The organism is Rhizobium redzepovicii (assembly GCF_019793435.1).
Taxonomy (GTDB): Bacteria; Pseudomonadota; Alphaproteobacteria; order Rhizobiales; family Rhizobiaceae; genus Rhizobium; species Rhizobium redzepovicii.
The window spans coordinates 350,021-375,608 of the sequence record NZ_JAILYH010000002.1 but is presented as its reverse complement, the minus strand read 5'-3'; the positions used below and the strand labels follow the sequence as shown (position 1 = coordinate 375,608).

24 protein-coding genes and 1 pseudogene are annotated in these 25,588 nt (G+C 61.4%); 15 read left to right on the top strand and 10 right to left on the bottom strand.

Annotated features, from left to right (window positions below):
• The first annotated feature begins 92 nt into the window (after nucleotides 1-92).
• Nucleotides 93-1,052 (top strand): lysylphosphatidylglycerol synthase domain-containing protein, encoded by a 960-nt coding sequence (locus K6N12_RS04140; RefSeq protein WP_131710534.1) that lies wholly within the window; start codon nucleotides 93-95, stop codon nucleotides 1,050-1,052.
• Here the strand turns inward: K6N12_RS04140 and K6N12_RS04135 are convergent.
• Entirely contained in the window at nucleotides 999-2,540 is a 1,542-nt protein-coding gene (locus K6N12_RS04135) for a phospholipase D-like domain-containing protein (RefSeq protein WP_222148767.1), read from the bottom strand. The two genes, K6N12_RS04140 and K6N12_RS04135, sit on opposite strands and share 54 nt — an antisense overlap.
• 92 nt (nucleotides 2,541-2,632) lie before the next feature.
• Between K6N12_RS04135 and K6N12_RS04130 the strand changes: the two genes are divergently transcribed.
• On the top strand, nucleotides 2,633-3,877 hold the full coding sequence (locus K6N12_RS04130) for a DUF763 domain-containing protein (RefSeq protein ID WP_222148766.1): 1,245 nt from the start codon (nucleotides 2,633-2,635) through the stop codon (nucleotides 3,875-3,877).
• Nucleotides 3,878-3,899: 22 nt separating this feature from the next.
• On the opposite strand, the gene K6N12_RS04125 is transcribed toward K6N12_RS04130, so the two are convergent.
• Nucleotides 3,900-4,349, bottom strand: a complete 450-nt coding sequence (locus K6N12_RS04125; protein ID WP_097628030.1) for a pyridoxamine 5'-phosphate oxidase family protein — start codon at nucleotides 4,347-4,349, stop codon at nucleotides 3,900-3,902.
• Nucleotides 4,350-4,477: 128 nt separating this feature from the next.
• Nucleotides 4,478-5,395: a DMT family transporter gene (locus K6N12_RS04120; protein ID WP_097628029.1), complete on the bottom strand. Its 918-nt coding sequence runs from the start codon at nucleotides 5,393-5,395 to the stop codon at nucleotides 4,478-4,480.
• Between the two features lie 287 nt (nucleotides 5,396-5,682).
• Here K6N12_RS04120 and K6N12_RS04115 point away from each other — a divergent pair, with 287 nt between their 5' ends.
• Nucleotides 5,683-6,003, top strand: coding sequence for a YkgJ family cysteine cluster protein (locus tag K6N12_RS04115; RefSeq protein WP_097628028.1), 321 nt, complete (start codon nucleotides 5,683-5,685; stop codon nucleotides 6,001-6,003).
• Between the two features lie 78 nt (nucleotides 6,004-6,081).
• Here the strand turns inward: K6N12_RS04115 and K6N12_RS04110 are convergent, their stop codons facing one another.
• Entirely contained in the window at nucleotides 6,082-6,651 is a 570-nt protein-coding gene (locus K6N12_RS04110; protein WP_097628027.1) for a nucleoside 2-deoxyribosyltransferase, read from the bottom strand.
• A gap of 201 nt (nucleotides 6,652-6,852) precedes the next feature.
• Between K6N12_RS04110 and K6N12_RS04105 the strand changes: the two genes are divergently transcribed.
• The 10 genes from K6N12_RS04105 to K6N12_RS04060 all read left to right on the top strand — a co-directional run bounded on the left by K6N12_RS04105 (nucleotide 6,853) and on the right by K6N12_RS04060 (nucleotide 18,713).
• Nucleotides 6,853-7,095, top strand: a complete 243-nt coding sequence (locus tag K6N12_RS04105) for a DUF982 domain-containing protein (RefSeq protein ID WP_097628139.1) — start codon at nucleotides 6,853-6,855, stop codon at nucleotides 7,093-7,095.
• A gap of 203 nt (nucleotides 7,096-7,298) precedes the next feature.
• Nucleotides 7,299-8,327 (top strand): substrate-binding domain-containing protein, encoded by a 1,029-nt coding sequence (locus K6N12_RS04100; protein WP_222148765.1) that lies wholly within the window; start codon nucleotides 7,299-7,301, stop codon nucleotides 8,325-8,327.
• Between the two features lie 69 nt (nucleotides 8,328-8,396).
• Nucleotides 8,397-9,935, top strand: a complete 1,539-nt coding sequence (locus K6N12_RS04095) for a sugar ABC transporter ATP-binding protein (RefSeq protein WP_097628138.1) — start codon at nucleotides 8,397-8,399, stop codon at nucleotides 9,933-9,935.
• 28 nt (nucleotides 9,936-9,963) lie between these two features.
• Nucleotides 9,964-10,956, top strand: a complete 993-nt coding sequence (locus tag K6N12_RS04090) for an ABC transporter permease (protein WP_222148764.1) — start codon at nucleotides 9,964-9,966, stop codon at nucleotides 10,954-10,956.
• Between the two features lies 1 nt (nucleotide 10,957).
• Nucleotides 10,958-11,962 (top strand): sugar-binding transcriptional regulator, encoded by a 1,005-nt coding sequence (locus K6N12_RS04085; RefSeq protein WP_017991367.1) that lies wholly within the window; start codon nucleotides 10,958-10,960, stop codon nucleotides 11,960-11,962.
• Nucleotides 11,959-12,954, top strand: a complete 996-nt coding sequence (locus K6N12_RS04080; RefSeq protein WP_222148763.1) for an aldo/keto reductase — start codon at nucleotides 11,959-11,961, stop codon at nucleotides 12,952-12,954. Before K6N12_RS04085 ends, K6N12_RS04080 begins: the two co-directional genes overlap by 4 nt.
• Before the next feature lie 12 nt (nucleotides 12,955-12,966).
• Nucleotides 12,967-14,715 (top strand): glycerol-3-phosphate dehydrogenase/oxidase, encoded by a 1,749-nt coding sequence (locus K6N12_RS04075; protein WP_222148762.1) that lies wholly within the window; start codon nucleotides 12,967-12,969, stop codon nucleotides 14,713-14,715.
• The gene (locus K6N12_RS04070; RefSeq protein WP_183779684.1) at nucleotides 14,688-15,530 is read left to right on the top strand and encodes a class I fructose-bisphosphate aldolase; all 843 of its coding nucleotides are present in this window, start codon (nucleotides 14,688-14,690) and stop codon (nucleotides 15,528-15,530) included. Before K6N12_RS04075 ends, K6N12_RS04070 begins: the two co-directional genes overlap by 28 nt.
• A gap of 31 nt (nucleotides 15,531-15,561) precedes the next feature.
• Nucleotides 15,562-17,091, top strand: a complete 1,530-nt coding sequence (locus K6N12_RS04065) for an FGGY-family carbohydrate kinase (protein WP_097628023.1) — start codon at nucleotides 15,562-15,564, stop codon at nucleotides 17,089-17,091.
• Entirely contained in the window at nucleotides 17,088-18,713 is a 1,626-nt protein-coding gene (locus tag K6N12_RS04060) for a GMC family oxidoreductase (protein WP_165503870.1), read from the top strand. The genes K6N12_RS04065 and K6N12_RS04060 overlap by 4 nt, the downstream gene beginning before the upstream one ends.
• 159 nt (nucleotides 18,714-18,872) lie before the next feature.
• On the opposite strand, the gene K6N12_RS04055 is transcribed toward K6N12_RS04060, so the two are convergent.
• On the bottom strand, nucleotides 18,873-19,076 hold the full coding sequence (locus K6N12_RS04055) for a cold-shock protein (RefSeq protein WP_003572688.1): 204 nt from the start codon (nucleotides 19,074-19,076) through the stop codon (nucleotides 18,873-18,875).
• Between the two features lie 411 nt (nucleotides 19,077-19,487).
• Between K6N12_RS04055 and K6N12_RS04050 the strand changes: the two genes are divergently transcribed.
• Nucleotides 19,488-20,600: a hypothetical protein gene (locus K6N12_RS04050; protein ID WP_179867147.1), complete on the top strand. Its 1,113-nt coding sequence runs from the start codon at nucleotides 19,488-19,490 to the stop codon at nucleotides 20,598-20,600.
• Between the two features lie 123 nt (nucleotides 20,601-20,723).
• On the opposite strand, the pseudogene K6N12_RS33985 reads toward K6N12_RS04050, so the two are convergent.
• Nucleotides 20,724-20,885 (bottom strand): annotated as a pseudogene (locus tag K6N12_RS33985) (ATP-binding protein); the annotation flags it as partial.
• A gap of 199 nt (nucleotides 20,886-21,084) precedes the next feature.
• Between K6N12_RS33985 and K6N12_RS04040 the strand changes: the two are divergent.
• Nucleotides 21,085-21,927 (top strand): alpha/beta fold hydrolase, encoded by an 843-nt coding sequence (locus K6N12_RS04040; RefSeq protein ID WP_183779688.1) that lies wholly within the window; start codon nucleotides 21,085-21,087, stop codon nucleotides 21,925-21,927.
• A gap of 32 nt (nucleotides 21,928-21,959) precedes the next feature.
• Here K6N12_RS04040 and K6N12_RS04035 read toward each other — a convergent pair whose 3' ends face one another.
• Genes K6N12_RS04035 through K6N12_RS04020 form a run of 4 tightly spaced genes read right to left on the bottom strand, consistent with a single transcriptional unit; the run spans nucleotide 21,960 to nucleotide 25,585 of the window.
• Nucleotides 21,960-22,703: an ABC transporter ATP-binding protein gene (locus tag K6N12_RS04035; protein WP_097628020.1), complete on the bottom strand. Its 744-nt coding sequence runs from the start codon at nucleotides 22,701-22,703 to the stop codon at nucleotides 21,960-21,962.
• Nucleotides 22,700-23,557, bottom strand: a complete 858-nt coding sequence (locus K6N12_RS04030; protein ID WP_097628019.1) for an ABC transporter ATP-binding protein — start codon at nucleotides 23,555-23,557, stop codon at nucleotides 22,700-22,702. Before K6N12_RS04030 ends, K6N12_RS04035 begins: the two co-directional genes overlap by 4 nt.
• Nucleotides 23,554-24,486: an ABC transporter permease gene (locus K6N12_RS04025; RefSeq protein ID WP_222148761.1), complete on the bottom strand. Its 933-nt coding sequence runs from the start codon at nucleotides 24,484-24,486 to the stop codon at nucleotides 23,554-23,556. Before K6N12_RS04025 ends, K6N12_RS04030 begins: the two co-directional genes overlap by 4 nt.
• Nucleotides 24,487-24,490: 4 nt before the next feature.
• On the bottom strand, nucleotides 24,491-25,585 hold the full coding sequence (locus K6N12_RS04020) for an ABC transporter permease (RefSeq protein ID WP_222148760.1): 1,095 nt from the start codon (nucleotides 25,583-25,585) through the stop codon (nucleotides 24,491-24,493).
• Nucleotides 25,586-25,588 lie beyond the last annotated feature (3 nt).

Here is a 25,588-nt window from a genome sequence, read left to right as displayed (position 1 = left end):
TTGGGACATCGATCGTGTTCCGGGGGAACACAAAACTCGTTTGATCGTTCCAGATTATCGACCCACCACGCTCGCACTCCCGAGGACAATCGATGAGCTTGAAAAGCATGATCTGGAATGGACTGCTGGTTGCCGCCCTTTGTTTTGCTGTCTTTCTTCTCTATCGCATCTTCGAGCAGTACAGCCTCGACCAGATCGTCCAGTCGGTTCGCAGCATACCGCTTTCAAGCTTCTGTACAGCGCTTCTCTTTGCTGCGGCATCCTATCTATGTCTTGGCTGTTTCGATCTGCTGGCGATCCGTTCGCTCGGCAAATCCTTGCCTTATCCTAAAATTGCATTGGCTTCGTTCATCAGCCTGTCGCTCGGCCACAATATCGGTTTTGCCGGGCTGAGCAGCGGTGCTTTCCGCTACCGCTTTTATTCGCGCTGGGGACTGACGACCGAGGACGTAGCGAAAATTATCCTGTTCTGCGGCGTCACGGTCGGGCTCGGGCTGATCACGCTCGGCGGCCTTGCTCTAATCGTCAATCCGGGTGATGCCGGGCGCCTGCTGCGGCTTGATACGGCCAATGTACGCATTTTCGGTGTGCTGGCGCTCATCGTGCCGGTCGTCTATGCGGCGCTGGCGTTTTTCATCCGCGGCAAGTTGCGCCTTTGGCGATGGTCGTTTCAGTTGCCGCGATTTTCGATTGCCGTCGCGCAGGTCGCGATCGGGACGATCAACTTCATCCTCGTTTCCGCCTGCCTGCACCAGATGCTCTCTGCCTTCGGCGACGTCGCCTTCTTCAGGTCGGTGACGGCGTATGTGCTGGCCAATTCGGCAATTCTCGCAACCCATGTTCCTGGTGGGCTCGGCGTGCTGGAGGCGACTGTCTCCTATGCCGTGCCGCAGGAAGCCTCGATCGGCGCGCTGATCGCGTTTCGCTGCGCCTATTTCTTCATTCCGTTGGCGCTCGGCACGACGCTTCTCCTCATCAGTGAGATCGTCTTCCGAAGATCACGCGGGACGGACGAGGAAGCGGACGAGCGCGCCGAGGCCCAATCGGCGTAGCGGCAGGAAAGGCCGGGCCGGGTCAAAGAACCCGGTCCCTCTGACCGGTGAGGTGCTGCCGGAAAGCTCGACTACGAATTCTCTCAGACCCCGGGCGTCGTCATTCAGCGCCTCGATCCCTTCGATCACCGAGCCGCTTTGCGCGTAGGCGGCTGCAACGGTCTCGGTGCCTGTTCCGAGATATTCCGCCAGCAGGCGGTTACGCAGCTCCGCCACCGCGCGGCGGTGCTCGTCTGTTTCAGATTCGAATAGGATATCGCATTCCGAATCAATCCCTTCGGAGCGATTGTTGAGATTGGAGGAGCCGATGCGCACCAGCTCATCGTCGGCGATCATCAGTTTGGAATGGATGAGCACCTCGACCTCGTCGACAGTCGCTGGTGCTGTCCGCCCGGGCACGAGTGGCCCGGGCACTGTCGGCCCGGGCACAACGGGAAAATAGACCCGCAGCCGGTTCGCGCGATCGGCCCGTTTGAGAAGGCGGATGACGCGGTCGCGATTGCCGCCCATGATAATCTTTTCGATCAGCCCGTGGGAGCTGCGCGTGCAGATGATGACGACCTCGGGCCCGTCTTCCTCCTGCAGCCGTGCGGCTATGGCGTCGGCGACGCGGAAGGAGGCGAGATATTGCGCCTCGATATAAAGCAGGCGCCGTGCTCGCGAAATGATATCCAATGTCGAGGCGATACCGTCGCTGATGCCGGCGCACAAGGTCGTCGACGGCTCCGTCAGCGCGAAGCTCACCGGGATATCCCGCAGCGAAACAGCAAGATCGTCCGGCCAGGGAAAGGGCGCGCGCTCGGCAAGCGGCGGGTGCCTTTCGCCGGTAGCTGTTTCCCAGCGTCGCCTGGCGATATCGCCGATCAGCCGTGCGGCGTCGCCCGTGACCATCGCCTGAACGTCATGGAGCGGATCGTAGGACACGCCCTCGGGGTCCCGCCGGAGCCTGTCCCTGGCATGATGGCGCTTTGTGTCCCATCGCCGCGACGTCAGGTCGATGCCGCCGATGAAGCCGACGGCGTCGTCGATGCAGACGAGTTTCTGATGGTGAGAGCCGCGAACGGCACCCTGAAGATCGAAACGCAGGTCGATCCGGGCATTCTTAGGGAAGTTCTTCTTGCGAAGCACCTGCAGGGATTTTTCCGAATAGACCGGCCCGAGCGCCCAGATGAGGATGCGTATCTCGAGTTCGGGATTGGCCGCCGCGAGCCCATGCAACAGGTCTGCCAAAGTCTCGTCGGATTGCTCCGGTTCCAACGGGATGTCGGGATTGAAATCCCAGCCGATAATCCAGATCGTGCGCCGTGCCTGCCGCAGCGCCCACGAAACTTCGGCGAAATATCGGTTGCCGTTGATCAGGAAGGCCGCCTTCTCGGCGATGCCCTCCAGGCGCAAAGCGCTGTGATTCCGTTTTTCGCGGCCGTCCGGCCATTGCGATTTTGCCTGGGGCAGGCTCGGGTTATTGAAGACGGTCTCGATTGCGGTCATGATTGCCTCGGCTTCTAACTGCGAAAACAAACGCCTGGAATATTTTTGGGTTCCGTGCGGCGTCGGAGTGATGGAAAGCGTAAGGAAACGAGATGTCACAACGCGCAGGCAGCGCCGATCTTCCCCTTCACGGGGGACGTGTGCCGCATTGGCTCGGCGACCGGATGACGCGGCTCGGAGCCCTGATCGCCGAAGCGATCGTGCATCACTACGGCCGGGACGAATTCCTGCGCAGGCTCGCTCATCCCTTCTGGTTTCAGTCCTTCGGCGCGGTGATGGGCATGGATTGGCATTCCTCCGGCATCACCACAAGTGTTCTCGGTGCCTTGAAGCGCGGGCTGAAACCGCGCTCCGGCGAACTCGGCCTGCATGTCTGCGGCGGCCGCGGCGCGCATTCGCGCAAAACCCCGCACGAGCTCGTCTCGATCGGCGAACGCGTCGGCCTCGATGGCGAAGGCCTGGCGACAACGAGCCGTCTCATCGCCAAGGTCGACAGCGCTGCGCTTCAGGATGGGTTCGATCTTTATCTGCACGGTTTCATCGTCGCCGATGACGGCCATTGGGTGGTCGTGCAACAGGGCATGAACGGCGACAGGCGGCAGGCACGGCGCTATCACTGGCTGTCGGAGGGGCTGGAGAGTTTTGTCGACTCGCCGCATGCGGCAATCGAGGGCAGGAGCCAGGGCACGATCGTCAATCTGGCCGACCGGCGCGCCGAGCGGTCGCGGCGCGGCCAGCTCGATCTGCTGGCAACACTCGGTCCTGACCGGATCATCCGCGAGGCCGCCGCGCTGCTGCGTGTCAAGCAGCCGGCGCCCGAGCCAGCCGAGCAGCCGATGCTGCCGCACCTGATCATGCCGGCGCATCACGACGTGCGCGAGAGCGATGTCAATATGCGGCGTCTGCATGGAAATCTTGCTGCCGCAGCCGACCGCGGGCCGGCGGATTTCGAAGAGCTGCTGCTGGTTCCCGGTGTCGGCGCCCGCACGGTGGAGGCGCTGGCTATGGTGGCCGAGGTCGTCCACGGCGCACCCTGCCGTTTTTCCGATCCGGCACGCTTCTCCATCGCCCATGGCGGCAAGGACCGCCATCCCTTCCCGGTGCCGCTCAAGGTCTATGACGAGACGATCGGCGTAATGAAATCGGCAGTGCAGAAGGCCAGGCTCGGACGGGAGGAAGAGTTGCAGGCGCTCAAGCGCCTGGATAATCAATCCAGGCAGATGGAACGCTATGTGACAGGCCCTGACCTCAAGGAAATCATCGCCGGCGAATTCCGCCAGTCCGCCGATTTCGCCGGCCGGAGCGTCTTCGGCTGGGAAGAGCCGCCCGCAGAGTAGGGCACACCGTTATGCCGCTCTCTTAGCTCGCTAATCCGGGTAGGGTGACCTCGCCGTTTTCCTCACCATCCCAGTAGCGGATGGAGGACGCCGAAACTTTGATAAGAACGATCCCGGGAGTGTCCACACCTTCCGGAAACCACCGCTCGAGATCGGGCACCCAATGGTCTTCGAATGCCGCCTTGTCCCGCACCAGTGAGGCGACGCCCTCGACAGCTATGAAGATCCCCGGCTTGCCGAGGAGACTGGGCGGTGCCGTGAACGTCAGCGAGACCATGTCGATGCCTTCGATCTCCGTGATTTTCCTGCTGTCCTCATACGAAAAGAACCAAGAATCCCCGTCATATTCGACGTCGCCATTATTGCTCATCGGGCGGGCCGAGATGCGGCCCGACCCGGCGTTCGTCGACAGCATGCAGAAATCGATCTTCTTCAATTGCGAGGATAGGTCTTCGAGGGTCATGAACGCCATTGCGATCTCCCGGGTTTGAATGCTCGGGAGTAGCGTGCAGGCGTCCAAATTGTTCCGTGGAAATGCAGGAATTCCAGGGGTTACAGCGGCGTCCTGTGCGAAACTGAAAGATAAGCGGCGCTATAGCCTCAATGGCCGTCGGGCGGGACGGCTTCGACCGGAACCGTCTCTTTCAGGTTCTTCCGATGGAAGATGAAGAGCCCGGCAAAGACGATGATTGCGGCGCCGACGATGATCTGCATATCGGGAATATCGTTGAAGAAGATGTAGCCCAGCACGATCGCCCAGAGCAGCAGCGTATATTGCATCGGCGCCAGCAGCGATGCCGGTGCGAGCTTCAGCGAGCGGGTGATCAAGAGATGCGCGCAGGTGGCGACGACACCGAGCAGGAGCATGCCGGACCAATTGACGAGCGTTGCCGGCTGCCAATGGCCGATGCTCAGCGCAATGCCGGTGGCAAGGGCGGCGATCGTCTGCCACGTCACCAGGGTCGTGTCGCTGGTCGAACGCAGATAACGGCTCATCACCAGCGACAGCGCAAAGGCAAGGCTGCCGGCAAGGCCGAAGAGCGACGGAAGCGACAGCATCGCCGTCGACGGACGCAGCGCGATGACGACGCCCGCGAAGCCGACCAAAACGGCTAGCCAGCGACGCCAGCCGATCTTCTCCCCAAGAAAGAAATGCGAGAGCGCGGCTATGTAGATCGGCCCGGCCATATAGAAGGTCATGACGTCGGCGAGCGGCAGATAGGCGACGGCCGCGTAGAACAGGGCGACATCGGCGGTCGCCATGAAAACACGTATGAACTGGAGGCGCTTCTGCTCGACACGGAACAGGGCCATCGGCCCTTGCCGTGCGATCATCGGCCCAAGCACGATGAAAGAGCCGACCGAGCGGATCACCAGTACCTGACCGAGGGCGAAGTTCGTGAGCAGCCATTTGCCCATAGCATCGTTCAGCGCAAAGAGCAGATCGCCGAGCAGCATCAGCACGATACCCGTCATGATCAGGTTTCCGGCGTTGGCTGCAGCCGCCTTGGTCTTCATCTCTCGAATCCTCGTGAAAACGGCCGCGCATTGCGCAGCCGAGTGCGGCTTCGGCCTTAACACCGCCAATGTCAATGGTCAGTTTCGTCCGTGATTTTGTTTGCTCGCCGTCTTCTATCGTTCGGCACTTCATTGGCAGCTTTCAGCAAGGAATGCCTAAAAGTGCTGTCAATGGAGATTTGTCATAGCGAGGACACCGCAAAGGCCGCCTGAATCCGTTCCGCCTCAAGTCATCTTCCGTATTAAGCACTTTGCGTTGCCGGGAGGTGCCGTGGTAGGAGCTGGTTATGAACTCACTAAGCGATCTAGATTGCCAAACCTGCGGTGCGTGTTGCTCCTTTTCACCTGACTGGCCAAGATTTTCCACGGAAAGTGATGCTGCTCTCGATTTGCTGCCACCGCGCTTCGTCGCTGCAGATGAGACGGGAATGCGTTGTAACGGGTCGCGTTGCGCTGCATTGTCCGGTCGGGTCGGTGTTGAGACATCTTGCGTCGTCTACGATATTCGGCCTGTCGTTTGTCGCGAATGCGTTCCCGGAGATGCTGCTTGCCTGATGGCGCGTGACGCCTTCGGTTTAACGCTTCCCTCCGATATGTCAGCGCTTTAAGGGGGACTCAAATCCATAGCTCAGCGTGGAAGCCCAACGAACGGCGCATCTCGATCATCTAAACGCCTGGACAGTCCTTTATCGCAGCTTCTCGACTGCGATGGCGAGACAGGTCTTGAACGCGGTTAAATCCGTATAGAGCGCATCGCGAGCCGCGTCTCCGACGATGAGGACGCCGCCGCGCCGCTCGATCCCGGCGTGCAGCATGAGATTGTCGGCCAGGCCGAAATCCTCGACCGCGATCCCGTTCGGGTCTCGCAGCCGACCTTCACCATCATAGGCGACGGCGCCGCCATAAAGATCGCTCACCCGTCCGCTGTGATCGCGGGCCACATTCGTATAGGCGAAGACAGGCTTGCCGCTTGCGCACATAAAGCCGAGTTCGAAAGCCGTCCCGGTATCGGCGGCAATGCCGCGAAACGGTGTGAGATTGGCGATGATGGCATCGGCCTCCATCATCATCTTCTCATCCACTGCGTTTATCGCTGCCGCCCGCTCGCGCTTCGAGTTCGTTTGCGGGATTTCCAGATCACCAGGTGAGAGTGGGTGAAGTCCCGCCTCGCGGGCAAGCGCGGCCTTCCGGTCGAGCATTTCACGGGCGTTTGGAAGGAACACTTCAGGACCGGCGAGATAAATTTTTTTCGTCATAGATGAATTGCACCTTAAGGGGACGGGCTCGGAACACGTCCCTTGCTGTAGAGCGAATGAGGATCACAATCCAGTGGAGGAGAACCGCGCACGTGCAGCGCATAAGGATCTTTCGCCCGACCGTATGGGACCAAAGTCCCATGCTGGAACGAGCCCGCGCAGATGACGTTCAGCCATAGCCGAAGAGCTGAGGAGATGTCGATGCGCCGCGATTTTTGGGACCAGCCCGTTGAGGTCATCGTTGGGGATGGCGACCATCTTAAAAGTATCCGCAATAGCAGGGACGCGCTCGCATATCTGATGACCTGTTGGCCGCGTGAGAAAGCGGCATCCTTCGCCACCGCCAAGAAGATCTGCACGGACGCCGTCCACGGGCGAGCCGATGCAGCCGCGGCCGCATTGGCTTTCAAAGTAGCGGCCGAAGAAGCCGGCGTGCTCCGTTAGCCCACGCGTGCGGCAAACAACCGATCCAAAGACCTAGCGAGTGAAATATATTTCAGTGTGTGAATTATATTGACAGGCTGCTGTGTCTGGGATTACCTGCCCATACCGGATTTCGAGGAGGAACTCCGGTCTTCAATGGATCATCGGCAGCCGCTAAGGCGCCGCCGGATATTTGGGAGGGGCTTCGGCCTCGAGGAGGAAACTTGCGCAATTTTCTAAGCACGACCGCATTGGCGGTCCTTGCATCGACGCTTTTGGCCGGCGTGGCCAGCGCGGACACGGAAAATCCGTTCCGCTGCAAGCCGGGTGAAAAATACGTCATGAACGTCATGGTATCGGGCGTCGAATATTGGTTCCCGGTCTATGAAATGTTCAAGCAGGCCGGTCAGCAGCTCGGCTGCGAGACCGCCTATACCGGCACGCCGGAATATGACGTCAACAAGCAGATCGCCACTTTCGACCAGGCGCTGGCCCAGAACCCGGCCGGTATCCTCGTTCATCCGATGAACTCCGATCCGTTCATCGAGCCGATCAACCGGGCAATCGACCAGGGCACGGCGGTCGTGACCTTCGCAGCCGATGCACCGCTTTCCAAGCGCATCTCGTTCGTCACCTCGGACAATACCCGCGAAGGCACCTATGCGGCGGACGCGATTGCCGAAAAGATGGGTGGCAAGGGTGAATATGCCGTTCTCGAAAATCCGGGCCAGGACAACCACGACAAGCGTATCGCCGCCTTCATCGCCCGCATGGAGGAAAAATATCCTGACATGAAGCTCGTCGGCCGCGCTGCGTCCAACCAGGACCCGAACAAGGCCTATCAGGGCCTGATGAGCTTGGTGCAGGCCCATCCGAACATTGGGGCCGTCTTCCTGCCGGAAGCGAATTCGGCCATCGGCGCTTCGCAGGCCAACAAGGAAAGCGGCGGCAAGATCCTCGTGATGTGCGCCGACGTCAATGCCAACATTCTCGATATGATCAAGGCAGGCGAAGTGTTCGGTTCGATCAATCCGAACCAGGGCATGCAGGGTTACATGGGCTTCATGCTTCTGTGGCTGGCCAAGCATCCGGAACTCATCGACCCGATGAACGACGCCAAGCGCGCCGGCTTCAACCCGATGAGCATTCCGTTCGTCGACAACGGCCTGTCGATCGTCACGGCTGATAATGCCGACGACTTCTACTGGGACAAGTATCTGAAGCGGCGGGGCACCAAAGGCATCGAGGAGTAAGCCTTTGTGCCGGCTGTCCGGAGGCAGGAAACTCCGGACAGCCACCGCGAGCGTGAGGAGGAGACGATGATGGCGTCGGTGCCGGTTCTGGAAATCCGCAATGTCAGCAAGCACTTCGGGGCGGTGAAGGCGTTGACGGATGTGAGCTTCAGCCTGGAGAAGGGCGAGGTTCATGCGCTTTGCGGCGAAAACGGCGCGGGCAAGTCGACGCTGATGAACATCATTGCCGGCGTGCAGCAGCCGACCGAAGGGGACGTTCTCGTCGATGGCGCGCCGGTAACGGTGACGTCGCCGGCCGTGGCGCAATCGCTCGGGCTTGGCCTCGTGCATCAGGAAATCGCGCTCTGCCCCGATGCGACGGTGGCCGAGAACATGTTCATGGCCGCGACCAACCGCCGCCGCTCCCCTTTCATGAATTATGGCCGGCTGGAGCGGGATGCGCAGGTCGTGATGAATCGTCTGGCGCCGATCGACGTGCGCCGCAAAGTCGGCGACCTGTCGATTTCCAGTCAGCAGCTTGTCGAGATCGCCAAGGCGCTGACGCTCGATTGCCGGGTGCTGATCTTCGACGAACCGACGGCTGCTTTGACGGAATCGGAGACGCAGGTCCTGTTCGGAATCATCCGCGACCTCAAGGCGCAGGGTATTTCGATCATCTATATCAGCCACCGCATGGCCGAAATCTTCAGCCTGTGCGACCGGGTCACCGTGTTTCGCGATGGCCGTTATGTCTCGACGGAGAAGGTGGCGGACTTGACGCCGGATGATGTGGTGCGCCGCATGGTCGGGCGCGAGATCACCCAGCTCTATCCGGAAAAGCAGGCGCTGGCGGAGCGGACCGATGAGATCATCTTGAGCGTCCGCGATCTCGGCGACGGCAGCCGCTTCACGGATGTGAGCTTCGACCTGCGCAAGGGTGAAATTCTCGGCGTCGGCGGGCTGATCGGCTCGGGGCGCACGGAGATAGCTGAAGGTATTTGCGGATTGCGGCCTGTAACCGGCGGCGAGGTGCAACTGCATGGACAGCGGCTGCGGGCGCGGTCCTATGCGCAGGCAGCGCAGGCGGGTGTCGTCTACCTGTCGGAAGACCGGAAAGGCTCCGGCATTTTCCTTGATCTTTCCATCGCCCAGAACATTGCCGTTCTCGATTTGAAATCGCTGACCGGACCGCTGGGACTGTTGGATTCCAAGGCCGAGGCGGATCGTGCCCACAACCTGGCCCGGCGGCTCGGCGTACGGATGGGTGGCATCGATATGCCGGTCTCGTCGCTGTCGGGCGGAAACCAGCAGAAGGTGGCGATTGCCAAGCAGTTGGCGGTCGATCCCAAGGTCATTCTGATGGATGAGCCGACCCGTGGCATCGATGTCGGCGCCAAATCGGAAATCCACCGGCTGCTGCGCGATCTCGCGCGCTCCGGCATCGGCATCGTCGTCATCTCGTCGGAACTGCCGGAGCTTCTCGGCCTGTGCGATCGGGTGCTGGTCATCCACGAGGGCACGGTCGCAGGCGAGGTCGAGGGCGAGGCGATGACGGAGGAAACGATCATGCGGCTCGCCTCGGGTATCGGCGGTCACAACAATTCAAAGGCATCAGAGCATGCCGCGTAGGGAAAAAGCAGGGGCAGGAGACAGGGTCATGGCGGACGCTACACTGGCAACGGCACATCAGGCACGCGCGCCCGGCTGGAAACGGCTGGGGACGATGCGCGAGGCGGGACTGATCGCGATCATCCTGGCGCTCTGTATCGTCATGAGCTTTGCCTCGCCGCATTTTCTGACGCTCGGCAACTTCCGGGCGATGCTGATGTCGTTCTCGGTGGAAGGGATCGTCGTCGTCGGCATGACCATCCTGTTGATTGTCGGCGGCATCGACCTGTCGGTCGGCTCGGTCGTCTGCTTCTCGATGGTGCTGTCGGGCTCGCTATTCCTGATGGGGCTCGATCCATGGAGCGCATCCTTGATCGGGATCATTGCCAGCGGCCTGATCGGCTGTGTCATGGGCTTCTTCGTCACGGTCGTCGGGCTCAACCACTTCATCACCTCGCTTGCGGCGATGGTCATCGTGCGTGGTATCTGCCTGATCATCACCAAGGGTACGCCGCTGTCGCTGTTCACCTTGCCGCCCTCGTTCAAGGCGGTCGGGCAGGGCACATTCTATGGCGTCCCCTATGTAATCCTGATTTTTGTTGCGGTCGTCGTGCTGTTCGACTTCCTGCTGCGCCGGGCAACCGCCTTCCGCAAGGTGTTCTACACCGGCAGCAACGAGAAGGCGGCGCTCTATTCCGGTATCAAGACCAACCAGGTGAAATTCTGGGTGACGGTGCTCTGCGCCACGCTGTCCGGCGTTGCCGGGGTGATCTACATGTCCCGCTTCGGTGCCGCGACCCCGACCTTTGGTGTCGGCATGGAGCTCAACATCATCGCCGCCGCGGTGATCGGCGGTGCGTCGCTGAATGGCGGTTCCGGCACGATCCTTGGGGCTATTCTCGGTATTGCCCTGCTGTCGGTCGTAACAAGCTCATTGATCTTGCTTGACGTGTCCGTCTATTGGCAAGACATGATCAAAGGCAGCATTCTGCTTGCCGCCGTCTCGATCGACCATTTCCTGCACAAGCGGAAGGCTGCCTGATATGCCGATAGCCAAGCTCAAGCCCGCAAATGCGCCGCGCGAGGAAATCGTCATCGCCCGGCAGATGCACCAGGCTCTGGTCCTGCATTTCCTCGAGGGGCTGACACAGGCGCAGATTGCCGATCAGCTGGGCATCTCGCACGCCACCGTCAACCGCCTGATCAAGCGCGGCCGCCAGCTCGGTCTGGTCGAGATCAAGATCAAGTCGCCGGTCGAGCCGCTGGTCGATATGGAAGAACGGCTACGAGCGCTTGGCGGCATCGGCCGTGCTGTGGTGGTGCCGACCGTGTCCGACAATCCGCAGACGGCGCTTCAGGCCGTTGGCGAAGCGGCAGCAAGGTTGCTGCTGGAAGAGATCATCGACGGCGATACGATCTGCATCACCGGCGGCAAAGGGGTGAGCGCCGTCGTCGCCGGTCTGCAGCCGCCGCGTCGGTTCAATGTCGAGGTCATTCCAGCAACCGGCTGCGTGCAGGGTAAACACTATACTGACGTCAATCATGTCTCGACCTTGATGGCCGACCGGCTTGGGGGACGTTCCTACCAGATCCACGCGCCCCTCTTTGCCGATGATGCCGAGCAGCGGGCGATGCTGATCAACATGCGTTCCGTCGCAGACGTTTTCAAACGGGCGCGCGAGGCGAAAGTGGCGGTGGTCGGCATCGGCTCGATCCTCTCGGACGATTCGAGCTATTACGACCTGCATCCATCCTCGAGCACCGACCGCGCCGCGATCGAGCGGTCCGGCGCCTCCTGCGAATTGCTGGCGCATCTGCTCGATGATCATGGCCAAGTCTGCGACTATAGCCTCAACCGTTCGCTGGTGTCGCTGACGCTGCCGGAATTCGCCTCGATCCCCACCAAGATCGGTGTGGCGAGCGGGCCGAACAAGGCAGGCCCGATCCTCAGCGTTCTCAGGGGCAATCATCTCGATACGCTGGTGACCGATGAGGCGACGGGTGCGCGGGTGCTGGCACTGGCGAATGGCGAAGGAAAATGGGCATGAGCGGACAGCAATTGACACGTGAGATCGGCAAATCGGGCGTTTCCGCCTCGGCGGTGGGACTGGGCACCTGGGCGATCGGCGGCTGGATGTGGGGCGGGACCGATGAAGCCGAATCCATCGCCGCGATCCAGGCATCGCTCGATGCCGGCGTGACGCTGATCGATACGGCGCCCGCCTATGGGCTTGGACGTTCCGAGGAGATCGTCGGCAAGGCGCTGACCGGGCGCCGCGACAAGGCAGTCATCGCCACCAAATGCGGCCTTGTCTGGCATACGCAGAAGGGTCGTCATTTCTTCGATCAAGACGGCAAGCCGGTGCACCGTTATCTCGGCCGCGACGCCATCCTGCATGAGGTCGAGGAAAGTCTGAGGCGGCTTGGAACCGATTATATCGACCTCTACATCACTCATTGGCAAGATCCGACGACTTCGGTCGAGGAAACGATGCGGGCGCTGGAAGACCTGCGCACATCGGGCAAGATCCGGGCGATCGGCGCAAGCAATGTCAGCCCCGACGAACTCAATGCCTATATTGCTGCTGGTGGTCTCGATGCGATCCAGGAGCGGTTCAGCATGATCGACCGGGAGATCGAGGCGGAGCTTCTGCCGCTGACCAAGGCCAACAGCATTGCGACGCTGAGCTACTCGTCGCTGGCGTTGGGGTTGCTGTCCGGCACCATCGGTCCGGACCGGGTGTTCTCAGGCGACGACCAGCGCAAGGATAATCCGCGCTTTTCAGTCGACAATCGCCAGAAGGCAACGGCGCTGGCCGACGACATCCGGCCGGTCGCCGAAAAACACGGCGCCAGCATCGCCCAGATCGTGATTGCCTGGACGCTGGCGCAGCCGGGCGTCACCTTTGCACTTTGCGGGGCGCGCAATCCGGCGCAAGCGCTCGACAATGCGCGAGCCGGGACCATCCGGCTGGATTCGGCCGATCTTGCGGCCATCGATACGGCCATAGCGGCGAAACTGACTGACATGGACAGGTAGCGGATCGCCATCATGAAACGGGAAGAGATATTGGACGGGCTCCGCCAGAGCCCGAAGGTGGACGTGTGCGTCATTGGCGGCGGCATCAACGGCATCAGTGTCTTTCGCGAGTTGTCGCTGCAGGGGCTGAACGTGCTGCTCGTCGAGAAACACGACTATTGCTCAGGGGCCAGTTCGGCGCTGTCGCGCATGGTCCATGGTGGGCTTCGCTATCTTGAAAATGGCGAATTCAAGCTGGTGCAGGAATCGCTGGTCGAGCGGGATCGGCTGCTGCGCAATGCGCCACACTACGTAGCGCCGCTGCCGACGACGGTGCCGGTGTTCGATATATTTTCCGGCCTCGGCAATGGCATCGTCCGCTTCCTGGGCCTCAGCCGCCGCCCGAGCCGGCGTGGCGCCGTCGCCATCAAGGCAGGCCTGAGCATCTATGACTTCCTGACCCGCAAGCGGGCGCTGATGCCGCGCCACCAGTTTCGCGACCGGCGCACGACGCTTGCCAAGTGGCCGGCGCTCAATCCCGACATCAAGAGTTCCGCCACCTATTTCGACGCCTGGGTCAGCCATCCGGAGCGGCTGGGCATCGAGCTTCTGCAGGATGGTCTTTCAGCAAAATTCGGGGCGATGGCGCTGAATTACGCGGAACTGCATCGGACAGAGGATGGCCAATATCGGGTCGAGGACCTGATCGGCGGGGCTTCCATTAGCGTCGAACCGGTGCTGATCATCAACGCCACCGGCGGCTGGATAGACATCGCCAATCAGACCCTGTTTTCGCCAGAAACACGGCCGGCGCCGCTGATGGGCGGTACCAAGGGCTCGCATCTGGTCGTCGACAATGCGGACCTGCGCGACGCACTCGCGGATCACATGATCTACTATGAAAACGAGGACGGGCGGATCTGCATCCTGTTTCCCTATCTTGGCAAGGTTCTCGTCGGTTCGACCGATATCCGCGTCGACGATCCGGAAACGGTGCGCTGCGAGGCGGACGAGCGGGATTATATCCTGCAATCGCTCGCCTTCGTGCTGCCTGATATCACCGTCCGGCCGGAACAGATCGTTTTCCAGTTTTCCGGCGTGCGGCCGCTGCCGGCCAGCACTGACAGCTTTACCGGCCGCATCCCGCGCGATCATTTCTGCACGGTCGTGGAGCCGAAGGATGGTGGCCCACCGGTTCTGTGCATGATCGGCGGCAAGTGGACGACATTCCGATCCTTCGGGGAACTGGCGGCCGACATGGCTCTGGAAAGGCTGGGCAGGCGGCGCCGCATTGCGACAACCGATCGACCGATCGGCGGCGGGCGGGCATTTCCCGCCAGCGCGGCCGCCTGGCTGACGCAGATGGCGGCCAGCAAGGGCCTTTCCGGCCGGCGCATGGCTGAGCTGTTTGCCCGATATGGCACGGATGCCGAGGCGGTTGGCGACTTCATCGCGGCCGGCCCCGATGCAGTGCTGCCGCACGCCGCCTACTCGATGCGCGAAGTGCAGTTCCTGATCCGCGAGGAAGCGGTGGAACATCTCGACGACCTGCTTTTGCGGCGCACGACGCTGGCCGTTTCAGGCGAGCTTACGCTCGACATGATGGATGCCGCACTCGACCTGTTGGCGCAGGAAAAGCGCTGGACGCTCGCGCATCGCGCCCGTGAGCGCGACCGTTTTCTCACCCTTCTCAACCAACGCCACGGCGTCGACGAAGACATGCTTTCCGCAAGGAACGAACCAAGGAGCACAGAATGCGACACAACAGCAAAGTCCGGATGAACCGGCTGTTCGGCGGCGGCCGCTGCCTCGATGTGGCGATCGATCACGGCGTCTGCAACGAACCATCCTTCCTCAACGGGCTGGAGGACATTCAGGCCGTCGTCAAGGCGCTGGTTTCTGCAGGGCCGGACGCGATCCAGATGAATTACGGCCAGGCCGACCTGCTGCAGCATGTGCCCGGCAAGGACAAGCCGACGCTGGTCATGCGCATCGACATGGGCAATCCCTATAACCGGATCCGCCACCGCGACATGTGGGCGGTGCTGCAGAACGAGGCCGAACCATTGATCGGCGCGATCGAGATGGATGCAGCCTGCGTCGTCGTCAACCTGTTCATGCTGCCGGACGAGCCGGACCTTTTCCGCCAGTGCGTTGAGAATATTTCCCGCGTCCGGGCCGATTGCGACAAGTATGGCATGCCGCTGATGATCGAGCCGTTGGTGATGCAGCCGGTGACGGAAAAGGGCGGCTACATGGTCGACGGCGATGCCGACAAGATCGTGACGTTGACGCGGCTCGCCCGTGAGATGGGTGCGGATATCGTCAAAGCGGACCCAACCACCAATGCCGAGGATTTCCACAGAGTGGTGGAAGCAGCCCGTTGCCCGGTTCTGGTGCGCGGCGGCGGCAAGGAGGATCTTCGTGCCGTCTTCGACAAATCCGCGGCCTTGATGCGGCAGGGTGCAATGGGCATGGTCTATGGCCGCAACATCTATCAGCACGCCAATCCGAGTGCCGTGGTGCGCGGGCTGATGGCGATCGTGCACGAGGACGCGAGCGGCGACCAGGCCTTTGCGCTCTATCAGCAGGGCTGAGCAGCGATTTCGAATCTCGGGAGGGTTCTGCATGGGAGAGTATCTTTTGGGGCTCGACGCCGGAAACACCGTTATCAAGGCGGTGATTTTTGACCGCCACGGCAACGAGATCGCGGCTGCGTCCGAAGAAGGACACAGCCGCATGCCGAGCCCGGGGCATGTCGAGCGAGGGTTGGACGAACTCTGGACAAATGCACGGCAGGTCATCCGCGCCTGCATCGAAAAGGCAGAGATCCAGCCGGAGGAAATCGCCGCGATCGGTTGCGCCGGGCATGGCAACGGTCTTTATGCGCTTGATCGCGACGGCGCTCCGCTCATCGGCATCCAGTCGCTCGACACGCGGGCGGCCGGGTTGGTCGATGAATGGCGAGAAGCCGGTGTTGGTGACCGGACCTATCCGATTGCCCGCCAGCGTCCGTGGCCATCCCAGACGCCGACATTGCTTGCCTGGCTGAAGCGTCACCGGCCGGATCTGTTCAACCGCATCGGTACGGTGTTCTTCTCCAAGGATTTCGTCGTCAACCGCCTGACCGGCCAGCGTGTCAGCGAAGTGTCCGACATGTCGGGGGCCGGTCTGCTGGATCTTGCCGCGCGCCGCTACGACAAGGCGCTGATGGAGGCCTATGGACTGGACGATTGCATGGACCTCCTGCCGCCGCTCATCGAAAGCGCCGACATTGCCGGTACGGTAACGGAAGAGGTGGCGGGGCAAACCGGGCTCGCCGCTGGTACACCGGTGGCCGGCGGACTGTTCGACGTCGTCGCCTCGGCGCTCGGCTCGGGCGTTGCACGCACCGGCAGCGCCTCGATCATTGCCGGCACCTGGAGCATCAACCAAGTCATCATCGACAGCCCCGACCTCGGCGGGCCAGTCTTCATGTCCTCGACCTTCGATCGCAGCCGCTACATGGCGATGGAGAACAGCGCCACCTCGGCTGCCAATCTCGAATGGCTGGTGCGGGAGTTCTTCGAAGGCGAGCATGCTGAAGGCGTTTCGCCCTTTGATGCCTGCTGCGCGCTGGCCGGGGCGATCGAGCCCACGACAGACGATCCGATCTACCATCCATATCTCTATGGCGCCCAGCAGGACGGCCACGCGCGCGCCGGCTTCTACGGTCTTGCCGGTTGGCACACCAAGGGACATCTCGTTCGCGCGCTTCTCGAAGGTGTCGCCTTCGGTCATCGCCAGCACATCGAGACGATCCGAAAGGCGGGCGCGGTCTTCAACGAAGCCGTGCTGTCCGGCGGCGGCTCGCGCAGCCTGATCTGGCCGCAGATCTTCGCCGATGTGCTCGGCGTTCCGGTCAGCGTTGCCCGCTCGCGTGAAACCGGTGCGCTGGGAGCGGCGATTGCGGCCGGAACCGGCGTCGGTGTCTTCGCGGACTTCGGCGCTGGTGCTGCGGCCATGGTTCGGGCAGAGCGGAATTATCGTCCGGATGTCTCGCTCGAGGCGCACTATGCGCGGCGTTACGCTCTCTATCAGGATATCGCCGAAGCGATGGCACCGCTCTGGCGGCGTCTGACAGCGGTCCCGCCGGCGGCAGCGGGGGCGGCGGCATGAACATGCGTATGAATGATGCAGCCATTGATGCGGGAAGCTACGACTTCATCATCGTCGGCGCCGGATCGGCGGGATGCGTTCTGGCCAACCGGCTGTCGATCGATCCGAAAAACCGCGTCCTGCTGCTCGAAGCCGGCGGCAGCGACCGGTATCATTGGGTGCATGTGCCGATCGGCTATCTCTACTGCATGGGCAATCCACGCACCGATTGGATGATGAGGACGGCGGCGGAGGCAGGACTGAACGGCCGATCACTGCCTTATCCGCGAGGAAAAGTGCTGGGAGGCTGCTCGTCGATCAACGGCATGATCTACATGCGTGGCCAGGCGGCCGATTACGACGGCTGGCGGCAGGCGGGTAATTCCGGCTGGGGCTGGGACGACGTGCTGCCCTATTTCCTCAAATCCGAGGACAACTATCGTGGCCAGTCGCGGATGCACGGGGCAGGCGGCGAATGGCGGGTGGAAAAGCAGCGGCTTTCCTGGCCGATCCTCGATGCCTTTCGCGATGCAGCTGAAGAACTCGGTATCCCGAAGACCGACGATTTCAACGATGGCGACAATGAAGGCTCAGGCTATTTCGAGGTCAACCAGCGCGGGGGCCTGCGCTGGAACACGACGAAGGCCTTTCTGCGCCCGGCGATGAAGCGGCTCAATCTGCGTGTGCTGACCGGCGCCGAAACCGAGCGGCTGGAATTCGACGGCAGAATGGTGACCGGCGTGCGGTTCCGGCTAAACGGGCAGAATCATCTGGCTCGCGCCGGTCGCGAGGTCATCCTGTCTGCCGGTGCGATCAATTCGCCGAAAATCCTGGAGCTTTCCGGGGTCGGTCGCCCGGATGTGTTGTCCGCCGCCGGGCTTGATGTCACCCATGAACTTCCGGGTGTCGGCGAAAACCTGCAGGACCATCTGCAAATCCGTACGGTCTTCCGCATCGAGGGCGCAAAGACGCTGAACCAGCTCTATCACAACCTGTTGACCCGGGCGGGCATGGGGCTTGAATATATGCTGCGCCGCTCCGGGCCGCTGTCTATGGCGCCGAGCCAGCTTGGCATCTTTGCCAAGAGCGATCCGGCCGTTGCGACCGCCGACCTCGAATATCACGTGCAGCCCCTGAGCACCGACCGACTGGGCGAGCCGCTGCACAAATATCCCGCCGTCACCGTCTCCGTCTGCAATCTGCGGCCGGAAAGCCGAGGCACCGTGCATGTCGGCGGCCCGGATTTTACCGTGGCGCCGGACATCCGCCCGAATTATCTTTCGACCGTTGGCGACCGGATCGTGGCAACGAAATCGATTCGGCATGCGCGCCGGCTGATGGAGGCCGGCGCCATCGCTAGGTACCGGCCGCAGGAGATGCTGCCGGGCAGGCAATACCAGAGTGACGAGGATCTGATTCGCCGCGCCGGCGATATCGCCACAACGATCTTCCATCCGGTCGGCACCTGTAAAATGGGCAGCGACACGATGGCGGTGGTTGATTCGCAATTGCGGGTGCATGGGCTGGCGAAGCTGCGGGTCGTCGATGCCTCGATCATGCCGACCATCATCTCGGGCAACACCAATTCGCCGGTGATCATGATTGCTGAGAAGGCGGCCGAAAGCATTTTATCGGAGGCGTAGATAGCGCCTCGCGTCGGCCTGACGTGGATGCGTGAAGCATTCCTGCCGTCCCGGTACCCCAAAACGACACGCACAGACCTCGATTACCGTCGTCGCGGCCTATGGCGTTGCGACGAGCCCAACCCGCTCAACGCGGGTTGGGTAATCTTCGACTTTGAATCAGAGGGTTGAGACGTTCTCAGCCTTCGATTTTCCGGTCTTGCGATCCTGTCCGACGTCGAAGCTGACCTTGTCGCCTTCGCGTAGCGACCCGCCGCGCTGCAGAGCAGACACGTGCACGAACACGTCCTGTCCGCCATCCTCGGGGGTGATAAAGCCGAAGCCCTTGTCGTCATTGAAGAATTTAACCGTACCTGTCGGCATGAGATAACTATTCCTTGTGTCATTCGTCGATTTGCGAAAGCGAAACTATACCGCCGCCGCTCCTCTATCAACCTTCATACCGGTGACGCAACTTTAAAGGCGAAGAGGCAACAGTTTTGGCGAGGTCAATCCGGCTCTCGGCAAACCGATCGCCTGACGATCGCTCGGTTTTCATCGTCTCGATGCTGCGTCCGGAGGCATCAGTGAAATATGTATCTCGTGTCGCTCGCGTTATCGACAGGACCAACGCGGGATTGCCGCCTGCGCGTGTAGAAAAGCATTGCCGATCGCCCGCAACAGGTTGTAGATCGGTATCACACAATGGGATTGTGCAAGCCGGTCTGGATGACGCCAACTCCGCTCGTTGGTCATCGGCCGCTTTGAAGCTTTACCGGCGCGCTGCGCTGTCACATGAGGGGTCCGACGCCGTTGTCTTCGCTTGTTCTCCCCAGCCGCCCGCTCTCACTGGCGCGCAACGTCATCTCCACGCCGAACGCTTACTTCTGGTCAACGCCCATTATCCTGGCATTGGCCGTCTTTCTCTTCGTCTCGGAAGCACCCGGTGTGATCCGCGATTTCCAGATCAGCCAGAATCCCTTGGTGCTTGAGAACGGTGACGTGCAAAACGGGAAATGCACGACACGCAAGGCAGTCTTCACCGACTGCGAGGCACACCTTGTCTACAGCTACGGCGGACGAAACTACGACACCGAGGTCGAGGTCATGTTCGTCGATTTCCATACCGGCGATTATGAAACCGATCTTGTGATTTCCGTCGACCATCCGGAACTCGCGACAATGAGCCTGGGTCTGGACATGCTCTGGAACAGGATCATCACGCTCACGCTGTTCGTGGTCCTGCTTGGCGGCATGAGCCTGGGCATGATTTTTCTTGGTATCCGCATTTGGCGGGTCAAGGGTCAATTGCGCCGGCCTGCCAGGCTGATCCCCGTCCCCGTCGAGATCAGTGCATTTGACCGCAAGCGCGGGGTCCTTTCCATCACCTACAATGACAAGATCGCCGCTGACAAAACGGGACGATCGGCTTACACGCGGATGAAGAGCGGACAGGAGCCGCTGATCGTCGGTGAAGCCAATGGCAAGGCGATCGGAATGGCCGTCAGGCACGGCAATACGGCCCTGCCGGTGCTTCTGGACAATCGTCTGCAGCGGGTCGAGCTCACGGATGCCGAGCGCGCCGCGGCTCTCGCACCTCTGGGGCATCAGCAAGACGGCGATCAGGCTGCGCCGGTGTTGATCGAAGAACCCAAAAAGACGGTGTCGATCTTGAGGCGGCTGCAGCTTTTCTTCGGCACTTTGCTTCTGATCGTCGTCGGTGTGGTCGGCTTCTGGCTTTGGTACGTCACGAGCTCGCCGACGCAATTCCAATCGCCTGGCATGGACATCAACAACCTCATGCCGGCGCCGTTGAACGAGTGGGGATGCGAGCAGCTGAAGAAGCGGTTTGGCCAAGATCGTGCGCCGTTTGGTTGCACCGCCGCTGATTACACGAGCTGGAAATAGCCGCGCCCTATTGTTTGATCGGAACGCCTGGAGGCCGACCCGGCCTAAAATCATCCTGTTCTACATTAAGGACTTAGAACATGATGTCGTCCGAAAACCGCTCACACTTTTCGGCATCATGCTTGACAGTCGGTCGACGACCTCCTCGACCAGCCGGCTCTTGCCGCCGCCTGCTTCCGCTCCGAGGAGAATGGAGCGTTGCCGACCGCCGGAGACGTCCCGGAACGCGGATTCCATCGCATCGAGTTCTGCTGCACGGCCTGAGAACAAGGACTTTTGAGGGATGTCGACACAAAGTCCTCCGATAGGTGAAGTTTAAGATTAGCAGAGATGGAGACGTAGTCATCCCATGTGTGTTTTGAACCCGCCCTAGGCAAAATGCCTGATGCGGCACACCTGCCTTAGCCCCATCATGGGTTATGGCTGCTGATATCAGGACCCAAGCCTTCGCCGCTTCACCCGATACACGTATAGGACGCTCCAAGTGACTGAACGCAATATCAAGTTTGATGACGTCGAGATCGCCACACAGGCCTTTGGCGACCCGGCGCATGAGCCGATCCTGTTGATTATGGGCGCGATGGCGTCGATGCTGTGGTGGCCGGACGGGTTCTGCCAGAAGCTCGCCGCTCTAAAATATTATGTCATTCGCTATGACAATCGAGACACTGGCCGTTCGGCGATCTACGAGCCGGGGGAACCGCCTTACACCATGGACGACATGGCTGCGGACGCCGTCAGGGTACTGGATGGCTACGGCATTGACCGCGTCAATCTGATCGGCATGTCACTGGGCGGCACGATTGCCCAGATCGCAGCGCTCTCCTATCCCGAACGCGTCAAGACGCTGACGCTGATGTCCACCACGCCAATAGGCATTGATACTAGCGGGCTGCCGCATACCACTGACGCCTACATGGCGCACGCCGCGACGGGTGACGCCATCGACTGGACAGACAATGCCCAGGTGATCGAATTTCTTGTCAGAGACACCCGGATGATCGCCGGGGTGGCGCACACCTATGACGAAGGGCGGGCGCGCGCCTTTGTCGAACGGGATGTCAGGCGGGCGAAGAACTTCGTCAGTGCCACAAATCATTTCATGTTGAGGGGCGGGCAGGCCTTGAAAGGAAAATTGGCGGAACTGGCCGCGTCCCTCCTCGTCATACACGGAACGGCCGACCCGATTTATCCGGTTGAGCACGGCGAACTGCTGGCAAGAACCGTCCGGGGCGCGAAGCTTGTCCGCCTCGAAGGTGGCGGCCACGAAATTCATCCCAACGATTGGGAAGAGATCATTTTCGCCATCGACGCCCACTTGCGGTGACCCGCGAAGCGGCAGGGCGTACCGATCGACGGCTACACCCTCCCGTACATCCGGCTCGCCCGCAGCAAGCGTTGCGAATAGGGATGTTCGACGGCGCCTCGGCGCAGGGCCTCGATATCGACCTGTTCGACGATCTCGCCGGCTTCCATGATGGCGACGCGGCTGCACATATGGGAGACGACGGCGAGATCGTGGCTGACAAGGAGGTAGGTGAGGCCGCGCTCGGCGCGCAGATCCTGCAGCAGATTGAGGATCTCGGCCTGGACAGAGACATCGAGCGCCGATGTCGGTTCGTCGAGAAGCAGGACGTCAGGGTTCAGCATCAGGGCGCGGGCGATCGCCACACGCTGGCGCTGCCCGCCGGAAAGCTGATGCGGAAATCGGTAGCTCAGCGCCGGATCGAGGCCGACCGATCTGAGTACCGCGTTGACGTCGACGGAATTCGTCTCCAGCCCCTGGTTGCGCAGCGGTTCTTTCAGTTGCGAGCGGATGGTCTTGCGGGGATGGAGCGATCCGTAGGGGTCCTGAAACACCATCTGCACCCGGCGATAGAACGGCCGGCTGCGCTGCCGGTCCAGCGTCTCGCCCTGGAGTTCGATGTTGCCATCATAATTGGCGTTGAGGCCGGAGAGGGCCCGGAGAACTGTGGACTTGCCGCAGCCGGACTCGCCGACCAGGCCGAACGCCGTCCCCCTCTCGACCGTGAGGTTCACATCTCTGACAACGGGCCGCTGGCCGTGTCCGAAACGGATAGTAAGGTTGTCGATCCGGATCATGGCCGCACCTCCATTGCGAGGTCGTCAAGCCAGGTCGGGTCGCGTTTCAGGATGGGCAGCCGGGCAGGAGGATTCTCGATCGTTGGCAAAGATGCCAGCAGCCCCTGCGTATAAGGGTGTTTCGCCTTGTCGAGATCGCGCGCCTCCAGCACCTCCACGACACGGCCGGCATACATGATGAGGACGCGGTCGCAGAAATTGCGGATCAGATTGAGGTCGTGGCTGATGAAGATCAGGCCGAGATTGCGGCGTGAGACGAGTTCGTCGAGCAGCGCCAGGATTTCGAGCCTGACCGTGACGTCGAGCGCCGAGGTCGGCTCGTCGGCGATCAGCACTTCGGGTTCGGCGATCAGCATCATGGCGATCATCACGCGCTGGCCCATCCCGCCCGATATTTCGTGCGGATAAAGACGGGCGACGCGCTCGGGATCGCGGATTTGGACGGCTTCGAGCATGTCGAGCGCCTGTTGATAGGTCTGCTTCGCGCCCGCCTTCGGATGATGGAAACGGTAGGTCTCGGCGATCTGTTCGCCGATGCGCATGACCGGATTGAGCGAATATTTCGGGTCCTGCAGGATCAGCCCGATCCGCCGCCCCCGGATCGTCATCATCTTTCGTTCGTCGGCCTTGAGGAGGTCGACGTCGCGAAAGGCCATCCGCTCGGCGCGGACGATCGCGGTCGGCGGCAGCAGCTTCATGATCGCCCGGCCGACGGTGGATTTGCCCGATCCGGATTCGCCGACGATGCCGAGTTTTTCCTGCCCGAGCGCAAAGCTCACGCCGCGCACCGCGCGCATGTGGCCGCCGCCATAGGCGATTTCGAGGTTTTGAATGTCGATGAGCGGCTCTGTCATTCCGAACCTCTCGGGTCGAGCACGTCGCGCAGCGCATCGCCGACGAGATTGAAGGCGAGGCTGACGAGTGCGATGGCGATGCCGGGCGCGGCGATCACCCAAGGGCTATCGAGCATGAACTCACGACCGCTGGCGGCCATCGAGCCCCATTCCGGCCAGGGCGGTTGCGCGCCGAGGCCGAGGAAGCCAAGACCGGCGGCAGTGATGATGATGCCGGCCATATTGAGGGTGACGCGGACGATCACCGAGGGAATGCACATCGGCAGGATGTGGCGGGTGATGATCGCAAGCGATGTCGCGCCCTGCAGGCGCACGGCGGCGATATAATCCGCTTTGCGCAGGCTGAGCGTTTCGGCGCGCGCCAGCCGCGCGATCGGCGGCCAGGCCGTCAGCGAAATGGCGATGATCGCATTGGTGATCCCGGGGCCGAGGGCGGCGGCAAAACCGAGCGCCAGCACCAGTCCGGGGAAGGAGAGGAAGATATCGGTGATGCGCATCAGGATCTCATCGACAATGCCGCCGAAATAGCCGGAGACCGTGCCGATCAGCAGGCCGAGCGGTGTGACGATGATCGTCACCAGCATGATGATGTAAAGCGTGGTGCGGGCGCCGTAGATGACCCGCGCAAAGACGTCGCGGCCGAAATTGTCGGTGCCGAGAAGATGGGCGGCCGAGGGCGGCGCGAGTCGCCCGGCCATATCCTGCACGATCGGATCGTAGCTGGTGAGCAAGGGGGCGGCCGTCGCCACGACGATCAGCAGCACGATGATGAAGAGGCCGGCCAGCCCAAGCGGGTGCAGGCTGAATTTCAGCCAGCCCTGATGGATTTGCTGCGCCGACGACTGGAACCAGCCCTGAGGCTCATCTGCCCGCAACCAACTGCGAAAGCCGAGGGTGTGGGCGTCTGCGTCTTCTGAGGAGATCGTCATGGCGTCACCGTGTTCTCGGATCAAGGATGCGGTAGAGCACATCCGACAGGATGTTGATCGTCAGGAAGACGGCGCCGATCGTCAGAACCGAACCCATGACGACGTTCATATCGTTCATCTGTAGCCCGCGGGTGAGATACTGGCCGAGCCCCGGCCAGCCGAAAACCGTCTCGATCAGCACCGCGCCTTCGAGCAGCCCGCCGAAGGTCAGTGCCAAGATCGTCAGCAGCTGCACGCGGATGTTCCGGAAGGCGTGCCGCCAGACGACCTTGCGGGTGCCGAGCCCCTTGGCCCGGGCGGTGATGATGTATTCCTGGCTCAACTGCTCCAGCATGAAGCTTCGCGACATGCGGCTGATATAGGCGACGGAGTAATAACCGAGGATCGCCGCCGGCAGGATGATGTGGCCAAGCGCGTTGTAAAACACGTCCCATTGCTGCTGTATCGCCGCGTCTATCAGCAGAAAGCCCGTCATGGGGGTGACGAGGCCCTCATAGAAGACGTCGATGCGGCCCGATGCGCCGACCAGCTTGAGCTTGGCGTAGAAAAGGAAGAGCGCCATCAGCCCGGTCCAGAAGATCGGGATGGAGTGGCCGGCAAGCGCAACGATCCGGGCGATGTGATCGATGATGGTTCCGCGCCTGACGGCAGCCGTGACGCCCAAGGGAATGCCGATAATGGCGCCGATGATCATGGCGATGATTGCAAGCTCGATGGTGGCGGGAAAGATCGTCATCAGATCGGTGAGGATCGGCTGGCCCGTCGTCGCCGACGTGCCGAGATTGCCTGTGGCGATCTTTCCGACATAGGAGAGGAACTGCATCCAGATCGGCTGTCCGAGCCCCAGCTCGTTATAAACCCGATCATAGACCTCCTTGCTGACCTCCGGCCCGGTGATAGCAAGCACCGGGTCGGCAGGCAGCAGGCGCCCCATCGAAAAGGTCAGGAAAAGCAGACCGAGCAGCGTGGTCATAACAGCCACCACGCGTCCCGCCAGGCGCCGCAGCAAGCTCATCAACGGGTGCGGGGCCGCATCGGCGAACCCGCCCGCTTGAGAGCGACGGCTTTCCTGCTTCGATGTCAGATCGGCGCTCGCCACGCG